This is a genomic window from Paenibacillus provencensis, assembly GCF_042678545.1.
GTDB classification, from domain to species: Bacteria; Bacillota; Bacilli; order Paenibacillales; family Paenibacillaceae; genus Paenibacillus; species Paenibacillus provencensis.
The window spans coordinates 431490-453098 of the sequence record NZ_JBHTKX010000002.1; the positions used below are offsets into that span (position 1 = coordinate 431490).

10 protein-coding genes are annotated in these 21609 nt (G+C 44.5%); all 10 read left to right on the forward strand.

Features of this window, described 5'->3' with window-relative positions; genetic code table 11:
- The first annotated feature begins 72 nt into the window (after positions 1-72).
- A complete protein-coding gene (locus tag ACFQ3J_RS18175) occupies positions 73-3969 on the forward strand; it encodes an S-layer homology domain-containing protein (RefSeq protein ID WP_251582884.1) in 3897 nt (1298 codons plus the stop codon).
- Positions 3970-4116: 147 nt separating this feature from the next.
- Positions 4117-4458 carry a hypothetical protein gene (locus ACFQ3J_RS18180; RefSeq protein WP_047912375.1) on the forward strand — a complete coding sequence of 114 codons (342 nt, stop codon included), beginning with the start codon at positions 4117-4119 and terminating at the stop codon, positions 4456-4458.
- 535 nt (positions 4459-4993) lie between these two features.
- Entirely contained in the window at positions 4994-8008 is a 3015-nt protein-coding gene (locus ACFQ3J_RS18185) for an Ig-like domain-containing protein (RefSeq protein WP_251582883.1), read from the forward strand.
- A 122-nt stretch (positions 8009-8130) separates the two neighbouring features.
- Positions 8131-10914, forward strand: coding sequence for a DUF4352 domain-containing protein (locus ACFQ3J_RS18190; RefSeq protein ID WP_251582882.1), 2784 nt, complete (start codon positions 8131-8133; stop codon positions 10912-10914).
- Positions 10915-11004: 90 nt separating this feature from the next.
- Positions 11005-11511, forward strand: coding sequence for a hypothetical protein (locus ACFQ3J_RS18195; RefSeq protein WP_251582881.1), 507 nt, complete (start codon positions 11005-11007; stop codon positions 11509-11511).
- Between the two features lie 249 nt (positions 11512-11760).
- Complete coding sequence (locus ACFQ3J_RS18200; RefSeq protein WP_251582880.1) at positions 11761-12039, forward strand: alpha/beta-type small acid-soluble spore protein; 279 nt, start codon at positions 11761-11763, stop codon at positions 12037-12039.
- 226 nt (positions 12040-12265) lie between these two features.
- Positions 12266-13471, forward strand: a complete 1206-nt coding sequence (gene metK / locus ACFQ3J_RS18205; protein WP_091160775.1) for a methionine adenosyltransferase — start codon at positions 12266-12268, stop codon at positions 13469-13471.
- Between the two features lie 256 nt (positions 13472-13727).
- Positions 13728-17435, forward strand: coding sequence for a SwmB domain-containing protein (locus tag ACFQ3J_RS18210; RefSeq protein WP_251582879.1), 3708 nt, complete (start codon positions 13728-13730; stop codon positions 17433-17435).
- Between the two features lie 253 nt (positions 17436-17688).
- Positions 17689-20397: a stalk domain-containing protein gene (locus ACFQ3J_RS18215; protein ID WP_251582877.1), complete on the forward strand. Its 2709-nt coding sequence runs from the start codon at positions 17689-17691 to the stop codon at positions 20395-20397.
- Positions 20398-20444: 47 nt separating this feature from the next.
- Entirely contained in the window at positions 20445-21605 is a 1161-nt protein-coding gene (locus tag ACFQ3J_RS18220; protein WP_091160771.1) for a sensor histidine kinase, read from the forward strand.
- The last annotated feature ends 4 nt before the right edge of the window (positions 21606-21609 follow it).

Below are 21609 nucleotides of genomic sequence, written 5' to 3' on the forward strand. Positions count from 1 at the left end.
TTGTGGAAACTTCTTCATATTTAACGCAGGCCTTCCGATATAAGAGGTAACTATATTTAAAGGAGAGATTATATGCAGCGCATCAAACGGCCGATGGTATGGCTGCTGTTAGTAACACTTATTGTTTCACTGTTCCCCCCTGGTTTGGTTAATAAGGCAGAGGCAGCAGATAATGTATCTACGAGTTATTTTGCTCCGGATATCGAGACTCTGAAGAATACGGTACAGTTGAAGCTCGAAGGAACGGATAAATTACTGAGTAGAGACAATGCATATAAAGTAACAGAGAAAATGCTGACCGTAACGGGTACCTATACCAAAGTTACAGGCTCTACACTCAGTGCCAGCATTCAGCAATTGACATGGGATCCACTCACTTCAAAGTGGACTCGTGATACTTCCAAAGTAACTCCAGGTACCATCCAGCTTGATTTGGATAGTCCGGATAACCGTTTCACATCTACACTTACGCTGTATCCAGGAATGAATGAAATTACTTTCTCTGGAACGCAAGGCAATATGACTCGGTCAGAGAGCTTCTATGTATTGTTTGACCAGGTTCCATATGTAGAGAGTCTTAGCGTTCTAGGATTGTCTCAACCAGTAACCTTGAATGAGGGAACTCAGGTGGTCATCCCGAGAAAGGATATTACCCTTCAAGGTAAAATTCAAAATGCGACGAGAGCAACGATAGCACTGAATGGCGGATCAGCACTAGCAACCACATTATTGTCAGATGGAACGTTCTACTCTCCGCAACTATCGCTAAATCCTGGACTTAACAATATCGTGCTCGTTATTGAGAATGGTTCAGATCGGATTACGGTGAATCACTCGTTGTATTATTTTGATACTAGCAATCCGATTGTTTCTATGTACTTGGCAGACTCAAGTCTTAATGCAAATAATCTATTAACAGGAACACCGACATGGACAGGAGCGGAAGATACAGCGACTTTGTATGTACAAGCTCTAGTTCCCGATGAAGGCGATGCTGTGAGTAAGTCAATTAAGCTTAATGGTATTGATGTAACTCCGGTGTATTTCTCTTCCCTGTCACTAGACAGCTCAGGCAAGCTGGTCACTGCAGGCAATAGCGATGTTGTCATTCAAGGTGTCGAGGGAGCAACCTCCGCGTACCGACTGATTACTTTTGCAGTTCCGAATTTTCCTTTTCTTGACGATGCAAGTGGAACGACAGCAAAAAGCCAAAGGCACTCGTTAAATATCACCTACGGTTCGACGATGGTGAACAAGGCTGCTAATTTCAATTTCGCTCTAGGAGAAGTCGTAATTAGTCAGCTGTATCATTTGAAAGGCTATACGGTAGGTACGGATAATAAAGCAACGTATTCCAAAGAGAATCTCAACGGAGCAAATGTAGATTCCAGTGATTTCTATATTTCCGTGAAGACGAATTCTCCTGTCACAGACCCTAATGCCTTAGCAGCAAAATACTTACCTGTAGGCAGCAACATGACAATCAGTTATGTGGGGCCAGTGGAAGGATCAACAACAGAGTATATCTATAGAATTTCTGGCTTCCAGAACGGGAATCAAACCGTTCGTTTCCAATATTCCGGCTCCACACAGTACAAGGACGCTGTCATTTCATTTGTCTCCAAGACCTATATTTACGTCTCCAACCTGACCGACGGACAGACGGTGACGATTGATTCGAATCAGACAACGAACCTGCAGGTTTCAGGGGAGTACATCGGGTTTGATCTGAACAGCACGGCTTTCAAAGGAGAAGTGTTTGTAAACGGAACAACTCCAGCTGGTCTTGGAACTTCATGGCTGACGAATGGAAAGTTTAATTTGAATCTTCAAGTCAATGCAGACTCGGGGCCTTTATATTATGGTGAGAACAGGATTGTATTTACCGGGACGGTAGCAGATGATAACAACCAGTACCGGGTTGTAAGAAAAGAAATCCGAGTCTATATTCTGGATGAGAATGTTTCCAACATTGATAAATTCCAGCCGGCTGTAGGCAACAACAGAGTTACTTTCCCGCTGGAATATACAGATAATGAACAATGGGCCAAGATTTTTAACCTGACTCCTGATTTCATTTACAATGGTGGTACCTATACAACGAGTCTCCAAGAGCATGATATCGTTATTCGTGGTAATGGAGCATCCAAGGTGAACTTGAATCTCGGATCACAAAATTTGTTCTCCTTGGATGTTACAGACACAGTAATTAAACAGACTAGTGAGTTTACTTACAATAATAAGACTTATGCATATGAATACTTCGGCAGTTCTGCTGAATTTGTCATTCGTGTACAAAATTTGCCTGCTGAAACGCCTGGAACCTATGTTTATAACCTCGAATTGATTAATAGTACAGGTGCGAAGACAAGTCAGCAGCTCCAGTTGGTCCGTGAGGTTAAGCCTTATCGATTGTTAGCACCACAGCCAACAGTTGATGGAGCCTATGTTGTAAATAAGAACTTTGTTCGTTTTGATATTGAGGCCGAAGGTGCAACTGAAGTATTGATTGATGGCGAACCTGCTGTAAAGAGAACGGATCTGGGTGATGACCGTTTCTTGTATGATTATGTAGGGCTCAAGCAAGACAAAGCGAATGATATTGATATTGAGATCGTACGTGGAAGTACAACACTTGAAGACACCATATCCGTGTATTATACAGGTGCCGTTGCCGTTGATTCCCAATACATGGCTCCTAAAGTAGCTAATAAATACAGTGTATTTAACAAGAGCCTAGAGCTTGAGTTTCCTAAGGGAACCATCATGCAATCTACAGATACAAGAGGAATTAACAAATACTATCCTACAACACAGCTGTTATTCGGTCTCGCTGATCCAAAAGACGGCGTAGTTGAACGTAGAAATGATTATGGCAACATTATTGGTTTCCCTAATAACGGTCTTTCTAATGACGAAACAGGATTACCAGTATGGGATATCCCGGATGAGTACTTCTTGCGTTTCGGAGCTTCTTCTGGAGATAAACAGAACTTTACGACGATTTCTAATGTTTACTGGATCAGTGGAGGTCTAGGGGAACGTGGAACACTAGGTTCTGCTGATTACTTGCCGCCTACGAATGGACTTGCGCCATATTCAATTGAAGGCTTGTATGGTGATCCGACAATTGCAGCTGAACGTGAGGTTACTCCATCACAGCGAGGGGAACTGACACTCACTTATAACAGCAGTGTAGTTGACGAAGTGGGATCCACAATCACGGTATTTAAATATACTTCTGATCGCGAATGGGTAAATGTTGGTGGTATTGTCGATGCGAAGAACCATACCATTACTGTTCCTTTTGATGAGTTCGGATATTATGTGGTTATGAAGCTGAGCCGAAGTTATACAGATATTACGAATCATAACTGGGCTCGTAACGTCCTGAACGCAATGTATTCGAAAGGCTTGATGGAGAATATCCGATTTGATCAGTTTGGTACTGACGATCGCACATCACGCGGTGAATTCGCAACATTGCTCGTTAAGGGTATGAATCTGCCTCTGAACTACGACAATAATCAAACATTCGTGGATCTGGTGCCTGGGGCACGAAGCGAAACATGGGATTATGAGCATATTGAAACAGCAGCAAGAGCAGGAATTGTAACAGGATTAACAGAAGGGGTGTTTGCACCGAGCCAACCTCTGACTCGTGAGCAAGCGGCTGTTATGATCGCCCGTGCAATGAAACTCAAACTAGCTGCTAATGACAGCAAGCTTACGGACAATCTGGCGAAGCTGTACGTAGATTCCGGTAGCATTAACTATTATGCGAAGCCTGCCGTCCTTGCAGTAAACAAAGCAAAAATTATGACAGGGAATGCAATTACGGTTGCTGGCCAGAGCAAGCCGCAGTACAGCTTTAATCCGCAGGGCTTCCTGACGCGTGCAGAAGCAGCTAAAATCGCTGTGGAGCTATTCAAAAAGAGCAACAAACTTTTTCCAAATAATTTAAGTTAAAATCTTCTAACAGAGAAAGAACTGCTCCTCTGAGGCGCAGTTCTTTTCTGTCTATAGGAAGAATCATTCACTAGATTTTGTAATTTAATAGATTATAAGATACAATAGCGTTAAAATACACATTTTGCTAAAGGGTGAAGGTATCTGATGAAAGCAATCTATTCGAAAGCTCAGCTTGGCTACATGAAGGCAAAGACACAGTTTGAGAAACAAGCGGCGATTCTGGAAGTAGAGATTGAGAAGGCACGCAAGACTCAGGAGATCTCGCAGGAAGTTATGGAAGGTCTTGTTATGAAGACTGGATTCCACGATGCATATAATAATTTGATGGCAGCAGAGAATGAACTTATTGAATGGTCCCATGTCACGATCAAGCACGAGAAGACATACCGTGATAACAAGAAACCGATCGAGGATATGTACGAGAATTTGAATACCGATCCAAAACTGCGTGCTCGCATCATCGAGCTGGCAATGAAGATTAAGTAAACCCACTGGATAATTAGATGAAGGTGCCGAAATTCGGCACCTTTTTTATATTTTTATAGTTCAAGTGGTTACGTTGTTATTTCTTCTGAAGGGATTTTCAAATTTTTTTGAATTATCACTTGAATTGAAGGATATTCCAATATTGTTTGTGGTTACATATAACTTAGAGTTACCGCGCTATTCATTATCAATTAATTGGTACCGATATTGTATATTGAAGGATGAATCCCATCATTTTTTAATTAGTGGAAATTTTTTTTCGAAACTTCGCAACTTTTTTGAAACTAATGCGTTTAAGATGTAGAGCCAAAACGATGGAGGATTTAGGAAAGAGATTTGTGGAGAATTTTGTCTATTTATTAGAAAAATTTTCTTTACGTCTTCTAAACCACATTGTATAATACGATAGGTAGGATTAGGAAACTACTCTATTTTTTCTTACCCTGGCTTATATTTACTAGTTTCTGTGATCTATCACAGACATCATTTTATATGGATTTACTTGCTCAACTCTGGAAAGGGGGTGTATCGGCTAATGAGTAACACGGGCAACCCATTTACTAGTACTAGTAATCATAAAGAAAATAATCATGTGATGATTTCTCGAGGAGGAGAAAAAAAGGTTATGAAGAAAATTTTATCCGTGGCTTTGTCTACAGCAATGGCATTCTCCATGTTTGCTTCTGTAGCATTCGGTCAAACTGGTCTTACTGATGTAAACGCGCAATACAACTACTTGAAAGATAAAGGTATCTTCTCTGGATTCCCAGACGGTCAAGCACACCTTGACAGACAAATGACTCGCGCTGAGTTCGCTAAAGTCATCACTAAGACTTTGGGTCTTAAAGAAGTAGAAGGCGTTTACTCCTTCAAAGACAAAAACTACGGTGAGAACCACTGGGCAGCTCCTTATGTAGAAGCAGTTTACGCTGCAGGTATCATGGAAGGCGTTAACTCTACTAAGAAAATCTTCGGAGTTTCTAACCCAGTAACAATTCAAGAAATGGCAACTGTACTTGTACGTGCGCTTGATCTTGAAGTACCAACTGAAACTAACAACTCTGCAACAACATGGGCTAAAGGTTATGTTCAAGCAGCAATCAACGCAGGTCTGGTTGACGCTAACGCTAACTTCCAATCCAACGCAACTCGCGAACTTCTTGTAGGCGCTGCTTACGCAGTTGATCAAGAACTGAGCCTGTCCGTTGAATCCTACACAGTTATCGAAGACGGTAAAGCTGTTGAGTTCAAAATGACTGACGGCGAAACTGTTAAAGTAACTTTGGATACAGCTCTTGAAGCTAACAAAGAAACTGAAGTTAAATTTACTTACCAAGAAAAAGAATTCACTGAGAAAGTTACTTATGTAGTAACTTCAGCAACAAAAGTTGACAAAGTATCTGCTGATAACCTTCGTGAAGTGAAAGTTGCTTTCGATGGTGAAGTAGAAGAAGCTACTGCAACTGACGAAACTAACTACACAATTGATTCTGACACAGGTGTTGATGTAACTGTTAAGAGTGCATCCCTGTCTGCTGATAAGAAAGTAGTAACACTTACTGTAGAATCTTCTGTAAATAAAGGTTTCGACAACCAAAAAGAATACACACTTGACGTAACCAATGTTCGTGCAGCTGGTAAAGTAATTACAGCATCCGATATTGCTTTCACTCCTGTTGATGCTGCTCTTCCAGTAGTTCAATCTGCTGAAGCACTTGGTAACAAAGCGGTTAAATTGACTTTCAGTGAGCCAGTTGTTTCAACTGTTAACTCCAACAACTTCAAAATTGATGGTGCTGCAGTAATCGGAACAACAAATGTATCTGGTAACACTGTGATCTTGAAACTGTACACAGCTCTTTCCAACGCTGAGCATACAATCAACGTTAGTGGAGTCGCAGACTACTCTGGATTGGTGAACACTACAACTGATCACAAATTCACTGTTGTTGAGGATACAGCTGCTCCTACTGTAGCTAATATCGTAAATGCAACTTTCGAATCGGTTACAGTACAATTCAGCGAGCCAGTTGATCCAGCTACTGTATCCGCAGGAAACGTATTCTGGAAACAAGGTAACACTGAAAGAACAGCAGATGGCTTTGAGCAAATCTCTGACACAACTTACAAGTTCAGTTTCAGCGGTGACAACAAATTGATCTACGCTACAAACCTGTTTGTAACTGGAGTACAAGACTACTCTGGAAACACTATCGCGGCTAACACTTCTGTAGCAGTGAACCCAGTTGTAGATCAAACTCGTCCAGAAGTTATAAGTGCTAAACTGTCTGACAAATCAACTACTGAAATCGTAGTTAAATACACTAAAGCTGTAACAACTGCTACAGCAACAGATGAAGATAACTATGTAATTAAAGATGCTGATGGCGATGTTGTTTCTGAATTCAAAGATATCGTACTTAGCGACAACGGAAAAACAGCAACAATTACTCTTTACGAAGGATTGTCCGAAGGTGATAAATATACTCTGACAATTTCCAATGTTGCTGATACAACTACTTTGAACAATGTAATTCTGCCTTACACTGCAGACATTACTGTTGGTAACGTATCTGCACCAACTGTATCAAGTGCAACTTACGCTTCTAACAACCGTGTAATTGTTACATTTGATAAAGCTATGGATCCTTCTTCTGTGAGCAACACAGCTAATTACATGTACTACACTGGTTCCCAATGGAAAGCTATCCCTAGCTCCACTGGAGTTGCATTGTCTTCTGATGCTAAATCGGTAATCTTCACTTTCCCTACAAGTGTAACTGTTGCGAATGAAGTTAAAGAAATTCGCGTTGCAAATGTTAAGAGCGCTGGCGGCGTAACATTGTCTGGATTGACTGATGATGTTGAGGTTGAACAAGCACAAGCACTTCAACTGTCTAGTGCAAAAGCAACTGCAACTAACACAATCAAAGTTGATTTCAACCAAAATCTGCAAAGTGCTTCTGCTAGTGACTTTGTAGTAACAGCTGGCAACCAAAAATTGTCTGTAACTGGAACTTCTATCGATGGTGATGAAGTTATTCTGACACTGGCAAGTGGAAGCAAGCTTGATACAGATGCTACAGTTAACGGTGCTGTTGTTAATGTAGAAGTACTTGCCAACAAAAACCTTGTTACTCCTACAGGTGCTAAATTCGTACCGGCTTCTGGAGATACTGTAGATGTTGATGTTAGCGATGCAATCAAACCTGAAATCACTTCTGTTGACAGATCTGTTGAAGTAGCAGCTGACGGAAGTGTAGCATTGTCTGTATACTTCTCTGAAGATATTGACGCAGATACTCTTGAAGCAGGCGAGATTGATCTTGATGTAGTAGTTGACGACACAGCATTGACAGTTGGCCAATTTGCACTTGAACTTGGCGAAGACAATGAAGTAGTAATCAGAACTTCTGCTGGAACAGTTGAAGCTGGCGACATCATTAAAGTACGCGTTAAAGGTAGCCAATACCTGAAAGATACCGCAGGTAACACAGCTTCCACTACTAGCAGTTACTTCTCTGCTCGTACTACCCAAGCAGTTCAATAATTAAAAGTTGTACATTAAAAGAGAGCCATTTGGCTCTCTTTTTTTATTTTTAAGAAACTTTTCTAACTAAACTCGCGTCTATATAGTAACTTCAAAAAAAGGAAACAATTGGGGGTACAGACGTGGATCATAAACATACTCAAAAAGCCTTACTTTGGATCACTGCTGCCGTTCTTATTATCGGGCAAGGCACTTCCGTAGGCGCTGTGTCCGATAAATCAAACGATTTAACAAGAACGCAGAATACTTCACTTACTCTACAAGATCAAGTAGTACAAGCTCTGCCTATTCATCCTTTAACGTCAACTTTAACTCCATCGCACTTACTGTATAGCGGGCAGGAGCCAAGAGTACAATTGCTTGGAGCAGGCTTGATCAATTCCAATTCCGATCTTAATCAAATCGGAGCCTCGGTTAGTAACTCTAAATCAGACTCAACATCAAAGAATTCCTCAACAAGTAAAAGCTCCAATTCATCATCGGCAAAAAGTGACAAACCCATACATACACTTAATAACCTCAAACCCGTTAAATTAACCTCTAAGAGCACTGTTAAACTTACGGACCTCAATGTACTCACGCAAGAGGATGGCAAGACCCTTACCTACACCCTGACCTATCAGAATGATGACAGCAAGACGTTAATGCTTATTGATTATTGGACCAAAGTGAAGGCCAAAGGCGGTACGTTATATTCTCCGAACCTCATCGCACGCGATCAGGATAAGAAGAGTGTAGCTGCTGGCTCGTCCCTTGCCGTTACCTATATCGTTAAGGTTGGAAAGAACGTAAAAGTCAGCGATCTCCTGTTTCAGATCGTCAAATGGGATTTTAGCAAACCGAACTATGAGAGCCATTTAGGGCATTTTAATGTGCCTGCATCTTATACGTTGTCTACACCTGTCAAACAATCCAAGACCATTCGTCTCAACGATATTCCGATCAAGATTAAAGTATCAAAATTTGAGCTTCATTCCGGCTCGGATTACAACTATGCAGAGGTAAGTGTGAACCTCCATAATACGGGCTACAAACTGCTGGAGAACCCTACAGCAAAATGGATTCTGAGAACAGCTGGAGGCAGTAACTATCCGCTGCTGTTGGATTCGGCAGATGCCACCTTTAGTATTCAGCCACAAGAGAACAAGACATTGAAGCTGCTCTCCAGTATTCCGAAGTCGGTCAAGCTGGCAGGAGCGGAGCTCATTGTAGTGGAAGAGGAAGGTGAAGCCAAGACCGTACTGCCACTCGCTACCTTACAGCTGCCTACGGCGAGTACAACACAGACCGTAGCGACAGCACCTTTTAAACCAAGAGAAATAGCAGTGGAGAATCTAAAGCTTGAAACGACACTGGAAGCTGCGACCGTCAGTCAAAGTTATAGCAGCAATGATTTATCCTTAACCTTCAAATTCAAGAACATTAGTAAAGAAACCATTACGGTACCCAAATATCAATTCTTATTAAAGAGCGGAAATGGAAACTCATATCCGATTACAACTAAAGCGCTGGAGAATCTATCATTACAGCCGGGTGAAGAGAAGTCGATCAAGCTGGATATTTCGGTGTCCTATGAAGTTGCTCAAGGTGCACTTAAGCTGATCATGAATACTCCTAAATCAGAGGATCCGGAGAGCAAAGCACCAGCTTACAGTTATCCGGCAGGGGTATATATACTTCCTCAGCCATCCTCATTGCAGAATACACTTGGACAAGAGATTACTGTGAAGAATGATAGCGGTACCTATGGTGTGACATGGTCTTCCATTCAACGTTTGCCTTGGACAGACGGGGATCTGCTCTCTGCCAAGCTGACGATTAAGAACACTTCGGTGAAGACCCTTCGTCTTCCAGATCTGCAAGGTGTATATACCATTGATGCAGCTAAGGATGCAAACAGTACTAAGCTGATTAAGAGTCAGGCTGCTTCTTTGCTTGGACCAGGGCAAGCGGTTGATATGTATCTTGTAACGAAGATACCTACATCACTAGATATTGCTCAGCTGCAGGTAGCCCTTGAAGAGAAGGTAGGGGAAGAGTCTACAGAGTGGATTAAGCTGACGAATATTGGGGCCATCCCACAGGTGCCGGAGATTGAGAAGGATGAAGCATATACCTTAACAACGCTAGGGAAAAAAGCAGAGATTAAAACAAGAAAATCCGTCGTCTATCCAGGGACAACGACTGATCTTGTGTATACAGAGCTTGAGATGACCAATATGGAGAATCGTCAGGCGGATCTGTCTCAGCTCAGTGGATACTATATGTCTTCCAGCGGCCTCTATTTCAAAGCAAATGTCAAACAGATTGATTATCCCGCCGGACCTGAAGACAAGAGCATCGTAACCATGTGGACAAAGATTCCTAAACGAGTAACCGTTTCCGATATGCGCCTTATCGTGGGTGAAGGAGTTACGGAGGATAAGCTGACACCGGTCAAAGAAGTGTCTACTGGCTACGTTAATGCGGCATCCCTTGAGATCAGTCCTCAGCAGGTTACGGCATTAGCCACAATTCAGAATTTTGAATTATTTCCTTATCAAGTGCAGACACACACCTTTGATGCATACCTGTCTGGCGGATCCAATGTATCTATAGAATGGTACTATACGCTTAGCCAAAACAACGAGTATAGTCTTCCTGAGAATGAGCATAAGTTCATTGTTGAGATCACCGACTCTACGGGCAGAGTCTTTGCCAAGGAGCTCGTTCCAGGCACGGACATAAAGCTCGGAGCGAACCAGCTTCTATCCTGGTCGATAGATGATCGGATTTTCGAGGACCGCAGAGCCGGAACCTATCAAATATCAGTCTATGACGAGTTCCAAGGGGAGAAGTTAAAAATCGCAGGCCAGTCCATGTACTATAACCCAAATCGGCTTCCTGCTGTAATTCCGGAAGAATAGACTGCAGTTACCAAGTTCTTCTTGTCTATATAGCAAAATCACTCTATCATATTAATTATGGGATTTGATAGATTAGAGGAGGAACACATCATGAAGCGCATGTTGAAATTAGGTATGGCTGCCGTCGCGATCGGCGGTGGCGTATGGATCGGATCGGTCATGAATATTACGGCAGACGGTGCATCGGTTAATTCTCAGCCGGGAACAGCAGATGATCCTGTCGTTACGAAGAGCTATGTAGATCAAGCGATACAAAATGCACTGAACGGTGGAGGAAGTTCAGGACCATCTGAACCATCCACCCCAAGTACAGGGGAAGAACTGAAGATCGTTGTGGTGAAGCCTGGACAACGCCTTGTTGCGGGAGCTGGCACGGAGTTTATCGTTCGTAGTGGCAAGGCCGTTATCTATTCTGCAGATGCGAACGGTGTAGCAGATCTGACTGCAGGACAGGACTTGACCAATGGAACAGCGATTACGAACAACCATCTCCTCTCTTTCCCTCGTGAGGGTAGAGGCATAGAGGTACAGCAGAGCAATAAGTACAATCTAACGGTTATGGTTCGCGGTAATTATAATCTCTTCTTAGTTCCTTAGCATTTGGTAATTAGGATATTATAAAACAAGGTTATATTTCTATAGCTCGTTAATTCTAAGTATGCGACGTTTTGCTTCATATTATATATGAGGCGGAACGTCTTTTTTCTTGAGTTTCGGTGTGCGTCGATGGTTGTTTCTTATTGTGTGTCATTTTTCCATAAGTAACAATGATTCGCCAGTCTACAAAGCTCCTGAGGTGCAAACAATATGACTGCAAGACCAATACGCAGGAGGTGCATAGATCACATGGCAAGAAACAAAAGCAAGCTGGTCCCGGAATGCCGTCAAATGCTGGAGCAAATGAAATATGAAATCGCAGCGGAGTTTGGTATATACACAGGAGGTTCACATGCAGGGGGGGGCGACACAGAATTCGGTGATGAGCTGGGTTCTACAAATGGCCGATCTTCGTTTACTGGATGGGGTTACCTGACCTCAAGAGAAAACGGATCTATTGGCGGTGAAATTACGAAACGCCTTGTCCGATCTGCGGAGTCTAGTTCTTTCCAGATACCTAATCTGTAGGAAGCATAACTGCATTCTGTCTGTAAACAGGCAATAAAACCGTAATATCCGAGTGGAATATTTATACTTTATCTGATTGACACGGATTGACAAATACGTTAACATGTCGTATGAGGATGTATTGCAACCTTTTCCATGGTGGAAAAGGTTCGTTTTTTTGTTTTTAAGGATAAACGTATGGGGGAAAGACCATAATATCCATATATGTGGGAGGTTGATTACTACAATGTCTGTTAAAGGGCGTCACTTATTCACATCAGAGTCCGTAACTGAAGGGCATCCAGATAAAATCTGTGATCAGATATCAGACGCAGTTCTGGATGCATTTCTTGAAGCCGATCCAAATGCCCGTGTAGCTTGTGAAGTATCTGTCGCGACCGGACTTGTGCTGGTTATCGGTGAGATTACTTCTACAGCTGACTATATCGACATTTCGGCAATTGCGCGTAACACCATTAAAGAGATCGGATATACACGTGCGAAATATGGTTTTGACTACCAGACTTCTGCTGTACTCACTTCCCTGAACGAGCAGTCCAAGGATATTGCTCAGGGCGTAAATGCGGCACTAGAGAACCGTGACCCGGCTCTAATGGAGAAGGAAACGGAAAATATCGGCGCAGGTGACCAAGGTCTGATGTTTGGTTTTGCAACAAATGAGACACCAGAGCTTATGCCACTCCCAATTGCTCTGTCTCACCGTATCGCTCGTCGTCTGGCTGAAGTTCGTAAGGATGGCACACTTGGCTACCTTCGTCCGGATGGCAAGACCCAAGTCACGATTGAATATGACGGCAACAAGCCGGTACGTGTGGACACCATCGTAGTATCTACACAGCATGCCGAAGATATTACGCTTGAGCAGATTCAGGCTGACATTCGAGAATATGTGCTGTCTCCTGTCGTTCCTGAAGAGCTGCTGGACAATGAAACGAAATACTTCATTAACCCGACAGGACGCTTTGTTATTGGTGGACCTCAAGGGGATGCAGGACTTACAGGACGTAAGATTATCGTGGATACGTATGGCGGCTATGCTCGTCATGGCGGCGGTGCTTTCTCCGGTAAGGATCCTACCAAAGTAGACCGTTCTGCAGCTTATGCAGCACGCTATGTAGCGAAGAATCTGGTTGCAGCGGGACTTGCTGACAAGGTGGAGATTCAGCTTGCATACGCGATTGGCGTAGCGAATCCGGTATCGATCAACGTCGATACATATGGCACAGGCAAGATCAGTGAAGAGAAGCTGGTTGAACTCGTACGGAATAACTTCGACCTTCGTCCGGCTGGCATTATTCGTATGCTGGATCTGCGTCGTCCGATTTACAAGCAAACGGCGGCATATGGCCACTTTGGCCGTACTGATATTGATCTGCCTTGGGAACGCATTGACAAAGCAGATGTATTGAAGAGCCAGGCAGGTCTATATTAACAATTGCAGACGGAAAGAACGGAATAAAACAAGCTCGTAACAAGCTCGGAATAAGAGAGCTGCCTAATTTAAGCCTTCGATGGATTACCATCGGGGGTTTTTTGGTATGGAGAAATGGTGTTTAGCTGAATTCGGACGTTGAAGCCTTCACAGCTAAACTATATTTTCCAATTGACCGATGAAAAGAAGAGGTCTGTATTCATATCTAGGTAAGTTGCTCTTGATATTTAATGCTGAAAGGAGGAAGTGCAGTTCAATGAAGAAGAAAATTTCGCTTCTACTGACGGTTGCTTTATGCGCTCAAGTTGGATTCAGCTGGGGCATGGAGAAGAACTACGCGGCAGAAGCAGCAGTGACACAAGCATCTACACAAATTGAAGATGTAAAGGATATCAGTCCATATTCCGGACAAGTAGAAGTGGCTCAAAACCCTAGCCTAACGATGGAGTTAACCCAGCCAGTCAGAAAAGGGGAAGGCTCTATCCGAATTAGGTCTTTGTCTGATAATAAGGAAGTGAAAGCATTTGATTTAGCGACAGAAGTAACGATTTACGAGACCAAAGGAGGGAATGAGGTTTCTCCCGAGGGGTACGGTACATATATTACTATGAATTTGGGCGCTACTCAGCTGCAAAGCGGCGGTTATTATGTGCTGATTGATGCAGGGACGTTCATGAAAGAACAGGGAGCACCTTTTGCTGGAATTCAGGATGCGAGCAAGTGGCGTTTCTGGACCGTGGGAATGGGCGAAGTATCTGTCGTTGAGAAAGTGCCGGCGAACGGAGCATCAGGAATACTACCATCTTCAACACTGACACTCAAATTTGCTAAGGAGATGTATCCGGCGGCGGGTGCAATTCAGATCATTAATCGTAAGAGTGGTCAGACCGTAGAAACCATTTCTTCCACCTCCTCTAATGTCAGTGGGGGCGGTACCAATACCATCAAGATTAAACCTGGAACGCCATTTGAAAATAATACATCTTATGAGGTTCTCGTAAGCGCTGGTGCGTTCTGGGACGCGCAGCAGAATAGAAGTGCCGAGATACGTGGGGGAGATTGGCGGTTCCAGGTATCAACCGATACGACCGCACTCACGGTCACTTCCTTATCTCCATATGACGGGAATATGAGCGCACCGGTGGATCAGCCGATTACCTTAACTTTTAATAAAGCGCTGGATACGAATTACCCGGGGAACGTCACTTTACGCAAAGCGGGTGGCAGCGTCGTTAATACGACGACAACCGTCATTAATGATAAGAACCCCAGGCAGCTCGTGATCAGCCCTTCTGCTCAGCTCGAGCATAATACTACATATCAGGTTGATGTACCCGGGGGTGTTTTCAGAGATGCGGCTGGTAATACATTCGCGGGGCTTGTTGGCAGTAGTTCATGGAGCTTCAAGACCTTTGCAAGAGATACCTCCGCTCCTGTGCTGCAGACTTCCAAAATGTATACGAATACGCTGATACGTCTTACTTATGACGAATGGTTGAATTCGAATACGAGACCGTTACTATCGAGCTATTCGGTGACGGTCAACGGCGAGACCAGAGGTATAAGTGATGTCAGTATTTCAGGAGACAGTGTCTATATTATGCTTGATACGGGAGTAGCCGTAGGCCAAGTCGTACGTTTATCCTATATGCCGGGCATCAGGCCGCTGCAGGATGATGCGGGGAATGCCGTTGCCGCTTTTTCAAGCAGAGAAATAATAAATGATCTGGATTCTGTGCTTTCTAAACCGAGAGAAGGTACGATATACGGAAATACACTCTATTTATATTTTACGGAAAGTATAAGAGTGACCTCTTCGTCGGCCAAGGATCAGTTTGTTGTCACGGCGGATGGCAGCAGCATCGGAATTAACAGTATCTCTATAAGTAATGGTTCTGTCGTAACGCTGACTCTTGACCGATCGGTAAGAGATGGTGAAGTTATCCGGGTAAACTACACTCCTGGATCCTATCCACTGAAAGATAACAGGGAGCAGTCACTTGCAGGGTTTACTGATTTTTTTGTAAGAAACAATAATGACACAAAAGCTCCGGAGTTTGTAGAGGTAACAGCTAGCGGGAATAAAATGTACATCAGGTATAATGAAGCTCTTCGTACGAATGATTTACCTTTAAAAAGTCAGTTCTCTGTGCTTGTGAATCGGACGCCGTTGTTTGTTAACGCGGTGGAAGCAGAGGAAGATACGGTTACCCTCACTTTAGCTAATACATTACAAATGAATCAAGACGTGACTTTATCGTATATTCCGGGTGTAAAAAGGCTCACGGATCTTAATTATAATCCGGCTGGCTATATAAATCTGGTGCCTGTCACGGTGTATGGCAGCGGCAGTGTTAGGCAAGGTGAGGTTCAAGGTACAACAGTGGTGCTGACGATGACAGAAGCCATGCAGAGTTCGGGAACGGTTGCTGCTTCCCAGTTCACTGTGAATGCGGGAGGACAAAATATACAGGCAACAACGGCCGCAGTACAGGGGCAGACAATAACCTTGACGCTATCTAGTGCTGTAGTGACTGGACAAACGGTGACCATCATGTACACGCCGGGTACAACACCACTTCGAACAGCAGCAGGAGAATTGATCGCAGGTTTTGGGCCAATCACTTTGCAGAATAAAACAACAGGTAGTACCGTCCCTGGCAGCGGCAACAATGGAACGGCTGGAATGCCAAGCGGGTTGTCCGTGCTAAACTCCGGGTTGTTTAATGAAACGGGCTACGCGCTTAGCACGGCGGCTACCAAGAGAACGACAGCTTTATCAAAATATAACCGTGCTGTAGGTTCATATAGCGTAAGTACAGAAACATTGAAGCAGACATTTGCGTTTGCAAGCTCGGCTTCTGGAGTATCCAAGACACTGGTTGTAGAAGTTCCAGAGACAGAGGCTTCCGCTATGGTTGGCTTTCCATCACAAGCGCTGGACGAAATTAAACGTCAATATCCTGATGCAGTGATTGGTGTTAGATATGGTGATCGAATATTCACTGTAGGAGTGTCCGATCTGGATCTCAGCTCTATGGCTGCAAGAGTGTACAGTGATATCACGAAGACGATGCTATATCTTCAGATTGAAGATGTACCATCTAGTTCATCAGTAACGATTGATACCATGCTATCCCAAGCATCAGCAACAAAGCTGTCCACTTATACGGATGTCAGCTCCTTCATCGTAAGTGACACATCTACTAAGGCAGAGGTAGCAGTAAAGGGACAGTATAAACTCAGGCTCAGCAGCATGACAAATGGCAGAACGCTTGGAGTAGTGAAGCTGGATAACACGATTCAAAGACTTAGCCCGGTGCCGAATAAGATTTCGCAAGCAACAGACGCGGTGCTAGTTCAAGCGAATCTTTCAGAGAACCAGGCTTTGATTGCAGCTAACCATCCCGTTCAGTATATGGGCCTGTATGGACACTGGGGCAAGGAAGCGGTTGAAGGGCTGGCAGCAAAGTGGATCATTGATACTGCAGCAGGTGCAGAATATGGTCCGAATACAGCGATCACGCGTGCTGAATTTGCTGGCATGATAGCAAGAGCACTAGGTCTGAATGGGAGCTGGGATACAACGCAGCAGTTTGGAGACGTATCTTACAACGTATCAGGTGCCTATATTGGTGCAGCAGCAAAAGCAGGAATCATTACAGGGCATCAGGATGGTACCTTTAAGCCTAATCAGCTGATTACGCGTGAACAGATGGCGATTATGATGGTTCGTGCGCTGCACTATGGAGGTCATGAATCCACACTCAGCGGGTCACCAAACAGCGTTCTGAGCAAGTTCAAGGATCGTATGCACATTCAAGCACCAGATATCGTGGCAGAGGCTGTCCAGCAAGGAATTATCGAGGGGATGACACAGAACACATTTAAACCGGGTGGCAATGCAACACGCGCTCAGGCAGCTGTGATGATTACTAGAATGCTAAGCATTTATACAGAATAATCGGACTTCAGCTTTATGACTTGACAGAGATGAGCAATCCTCTTAGATGTTGTTTTCAACAAAATCAATGGATATGTTCAACTTGCTAGATTCTGTTTATAAAGTTAGAGAAAGAGCGTAACTTTTTCCATTTTTAGTAGTCTATTATTGAGAGGATGTACATGTCTTCAGCTCCGTAAGTCTCGATCAAGAGATAAGCGGGGCTGAACTCATATAATAGAAACGCACATAAGATGGGAGAGGCGCTTTTTTTATGAGTAAAGAGAGGGAGCAAGCGGGGAAACTGGCGGCAATGTCAGGCAAGAAGTGGATGATTGTTACGATTGCAGGAGTATTATGGGTTACCCCTGTTCTTGGTACAGGACAGGTGCTGCAGAATACCCTTCAAATATCAAGTGTAGCCATGGCGGCAAGTACAACCAAAATATCTGAAGAGATGATCACGGCGGGAGCCAAAATGATCAATTATCGATATACAACAACGCGTTCGGGGGCTTCATCAAGCGTACTGGCGAATGTGATTCAAGTAGATCTGAACAATCCGAATGTGAAACTGGATGTGATGACAGGTAAACAAGGCAAGTTCAACAGCAAGCAGAGCACTGGGGGAATGGTGAAGGAAACCGGCGCAGTAGCCGGAGTGAATGGTGATTACTTTAATGTAAGCGGAGAAGGCGCGCCGATTGGTGGTCAGGTAATGGATGGAGTGCTGATGTCGACCCCTTCTGAGCTGACCGGAATGCAGGCTTTAACGGTAACCAAGGACGGCAAGCCGATGATTGATGAATACAGCTTTGATGGCTCCGTTACCGCTGCGAATGGATCAACCTTCAAGCTGAGAGGAATGAACAAGGAGGATTACACCCTGGAGTCCGGATCGGTCAAATACAGTCATGCAAACTCGATGTATATTTATACATCAGCATGGACTTCACTGAAGCGTCCGAATGATCCGGCAACAGCTGCCGCTACAGAAGTGCTGGTACAGAACGGTATAATTCAGCAAATCTCCTATAAAACGCCACTGAACACGTCCATTCCAGAGGGAGCGTACATTCTGCGAGCTCATGGTACGGCAGGAGAGTGGATCAATACGAATCTAGCAGTCGGACAATCCATTAGTGCAGATTATAAGCTGATCGCGAAGACCACGGGACAAACCGTGAATCCAGACAATTTGGATATGATGATTGGCGGGCATACGCTTCTGGTGAATAGCGGTAAAGCAGCTTCCTTCTCAAGAGATGTATCCAGTATTGGAGGGTACCGAGCTCGTACGGCAGTGGGGTATTCTCAAGACGGCAGATATGTGTATCTAATCGCAGTTCAGGACAACAGCTCAAGCTCGGGAATGTCACTGTCTGAGCTGCAGAAGTTCATGGTAAGTATTGGCGTGTGGAAAGGGATGAACCTTGACGGCGGCGGATCGACAACGATGATTACGAGACCGCTTGGTGAAATGAACACAGGGCTTGCTTTTGCAACGGAATACGGGACAGAGCAGCGTGCTGTCATTAATGGTCTTGGTGTATATTCCCTGGCGCCACAAGGGCAGCTGAAGGGGTTGACGATCAGCGGTACGTCCTCCATGCTCGTTGGACAGGAAGGAACTTACAGCCTCAAGGGCTACGATACGTATTATAATCCTTATGACATGAGCAGCGCTTCAGTGACTTGGAAGTCCAGTAACGGCAATGTCATCAGCACAAGCGGCGGCAAAATAACAGCCAAAGGCGGCGGTACAGCAACCCTAACCGCAGTGAGCGGCTCGGCAAGTGCCAAGATGCAGATCACGGTTGTGGGGGCAGGTAATTTGAAGTCACTTCAAGCGGGCTCTGGTGCGGGTTCACTGCAAAGAGGAGCGGCCATCGCTGTGCCGATCACGGCAACGACCAAAGACGGACAGTCCGTCTCGCTTCCTGCAGACAGCTTGAAGTGGGAATTCGTTGGATTTAAGGGAAGTGTATCTGGTGATACGCTCACGGTATCCTCTGTCGATTCGGGAGCTTCGGTGGGGTATGCCATCGGCCGATATGATGGCTTCAGCACGGTTGTGGTCCTGACGACTGCGGGACAAACGATGTGGGAAAACTTTGAGAATGTAAGCTATCCGATCAGCTTCACGACGAATGCATCCGGTGTTACCGGATCAGCAGGCGTTGTTAACGGAACTGGCGAGAAGTCCGGCTCCAAAGTGTTGGAGCTGAGCTATGATATGAACGGCGGAAGTGGTAAAATGTATGCTTATGCACAGCTTAACGGCACTTCCGGTAAACAAATCGAATCCAGCGCAACGGCGCTGTCTATGGACGTACTTGGTGATCACAGCCTGAATTGGCTGCGGGCAGAGGTACTTGATGCGAATGGCAAAACGGTATACATTGATCTTGCGCGCAATATTAACTGGACTGGCTGGAAGAACATTAGTGTTGATCTAAGCGGTTCAGGCATTGCTTATCCGGCGAAGCTGAAACGGGTATATGTCGTCAATCTTGAGGAAGGTCAGGATGAGAGAGCGATGGCAGGAACGGTAGCCTTCGATAATATTGCGCTGACGATGCCTTCCCTATCTAGTGAAGCAGGATTACCAACAGGAACCGCCAAGTTTGTCATTGGACAGAAATCGGTGACCTTCAATGGAACGAAGAAGGCGATCGATGCGGCACCTGTGCTGAAGAACAACACAACCTATGTACCAATCAAGCATGTGCTGGATGTGTTCGGAGGCAGGGCCACCTGGGACAGCAAGAACCAGCGTGTGACGATTCTCCGCGGCGGCAAGCTGATTGATCTTACAGTAAACGAGAAGGAATTTATCCTTAACGGGCAGCGCCTTAGCGCGAGTGTGGCTCCGTATATTTCCGGTGGTAGGACTTTGGTCCCGCTCAGACTAGTATCTGAACAACTTGGCCTTACCGTAAAATGGGAACAGAAAACGAAGACCGTCACTATCGACTCGTGATATGGTATGATATATCCTGGAAACGTTAGGAATGGAGTCGAAAATTTGTGGACTTTCAAGCTGATGCTATTGACCGCGTCATAAAAAACGCCATGCAGGTCATGGAAAGTAGTAAATATCAGATTTTTGAAATAATGGACTCAGCTCGAACCGAGCTGAAGACGCTCAATCAGGAGATTCAATCCATCCTGAAAGAGACGGCGGAAACGATCGAGAAGGTCGATCAGCTTGAACTCAATTTCCGCCGGTCCCGAATCCGGCTGACAGAGGTCAGCCGGGATTTCGTCCGCTTTTCCGAGCATGACATCAAACAAGCTTATGAAAAGGCGACACAGCTTCAGCTGGATTTGATGATTTACAGAGAGAAGGAAATGTATCTTAAAGCACGTCGTGACGATCTGCAGAAGCGTGCGAAAAGCATTGAGGAATCTGTGGAGCGGGCAGAAACCATCGGTTCACAGATGAATGTTGTCATGGAATATCTATCAGGGGAATTAGGTCAGGTGACCCGAATCATTGAGTCTGCCAAGAATCGACAAATGATCGGTTTGAAGATTATTCTGGCCCAAGAGGAAGAACGCAAAAGAATCGCCCGGGAAATCCATGACGGCCCTGCACAAATGCTTGCAAACTTAGTGCTTAGGACGGAAATTGTAGAAAGAATGCTGGTTAAGCAGGATTTTAAGATGGTACAGGCCGAAATAGTAGATTTGAAGAAACAGGTTCGTTCAAGCCTTGGGGAAATGCGCAAAGTTATATTTAATTTGCGTCCAATGGCACTGGATGACCTGGGCTTAATTCCCACGCTTCGAAAATACGTGCAGGATTTTGAAGAAAAAACGAAAATTCGTGCACTTTTTGAAACGAGAGGGAAGGAACACCGTTTGTCTTCGGCTATGGAGGCTGCCATTTATCGTTTAGTGCAAGAAGGCTTGTCGAATGCAGCCAAGCATGCATACCCGACCTATGTGGTTGTGGAGATCACTTTTCAGGCACAGCTCGTCAAGATTGTTGTACAGGACAACGGGCTTGGCTTTAAGCCCGAACTTCTGGAACAGAAGAGCAAGGACCATTCACACTTTGGTCTGATTGGTATGCGTGAGAGGGTCGAGCTGCTCGAAGGCCGGATGGAAATTGAATCAGGAGAGAATCAAGGCACCAAGATTGTGATTCATATCCCGACAAACGTGGAAAAGGGAAAGGAGTAGCAGG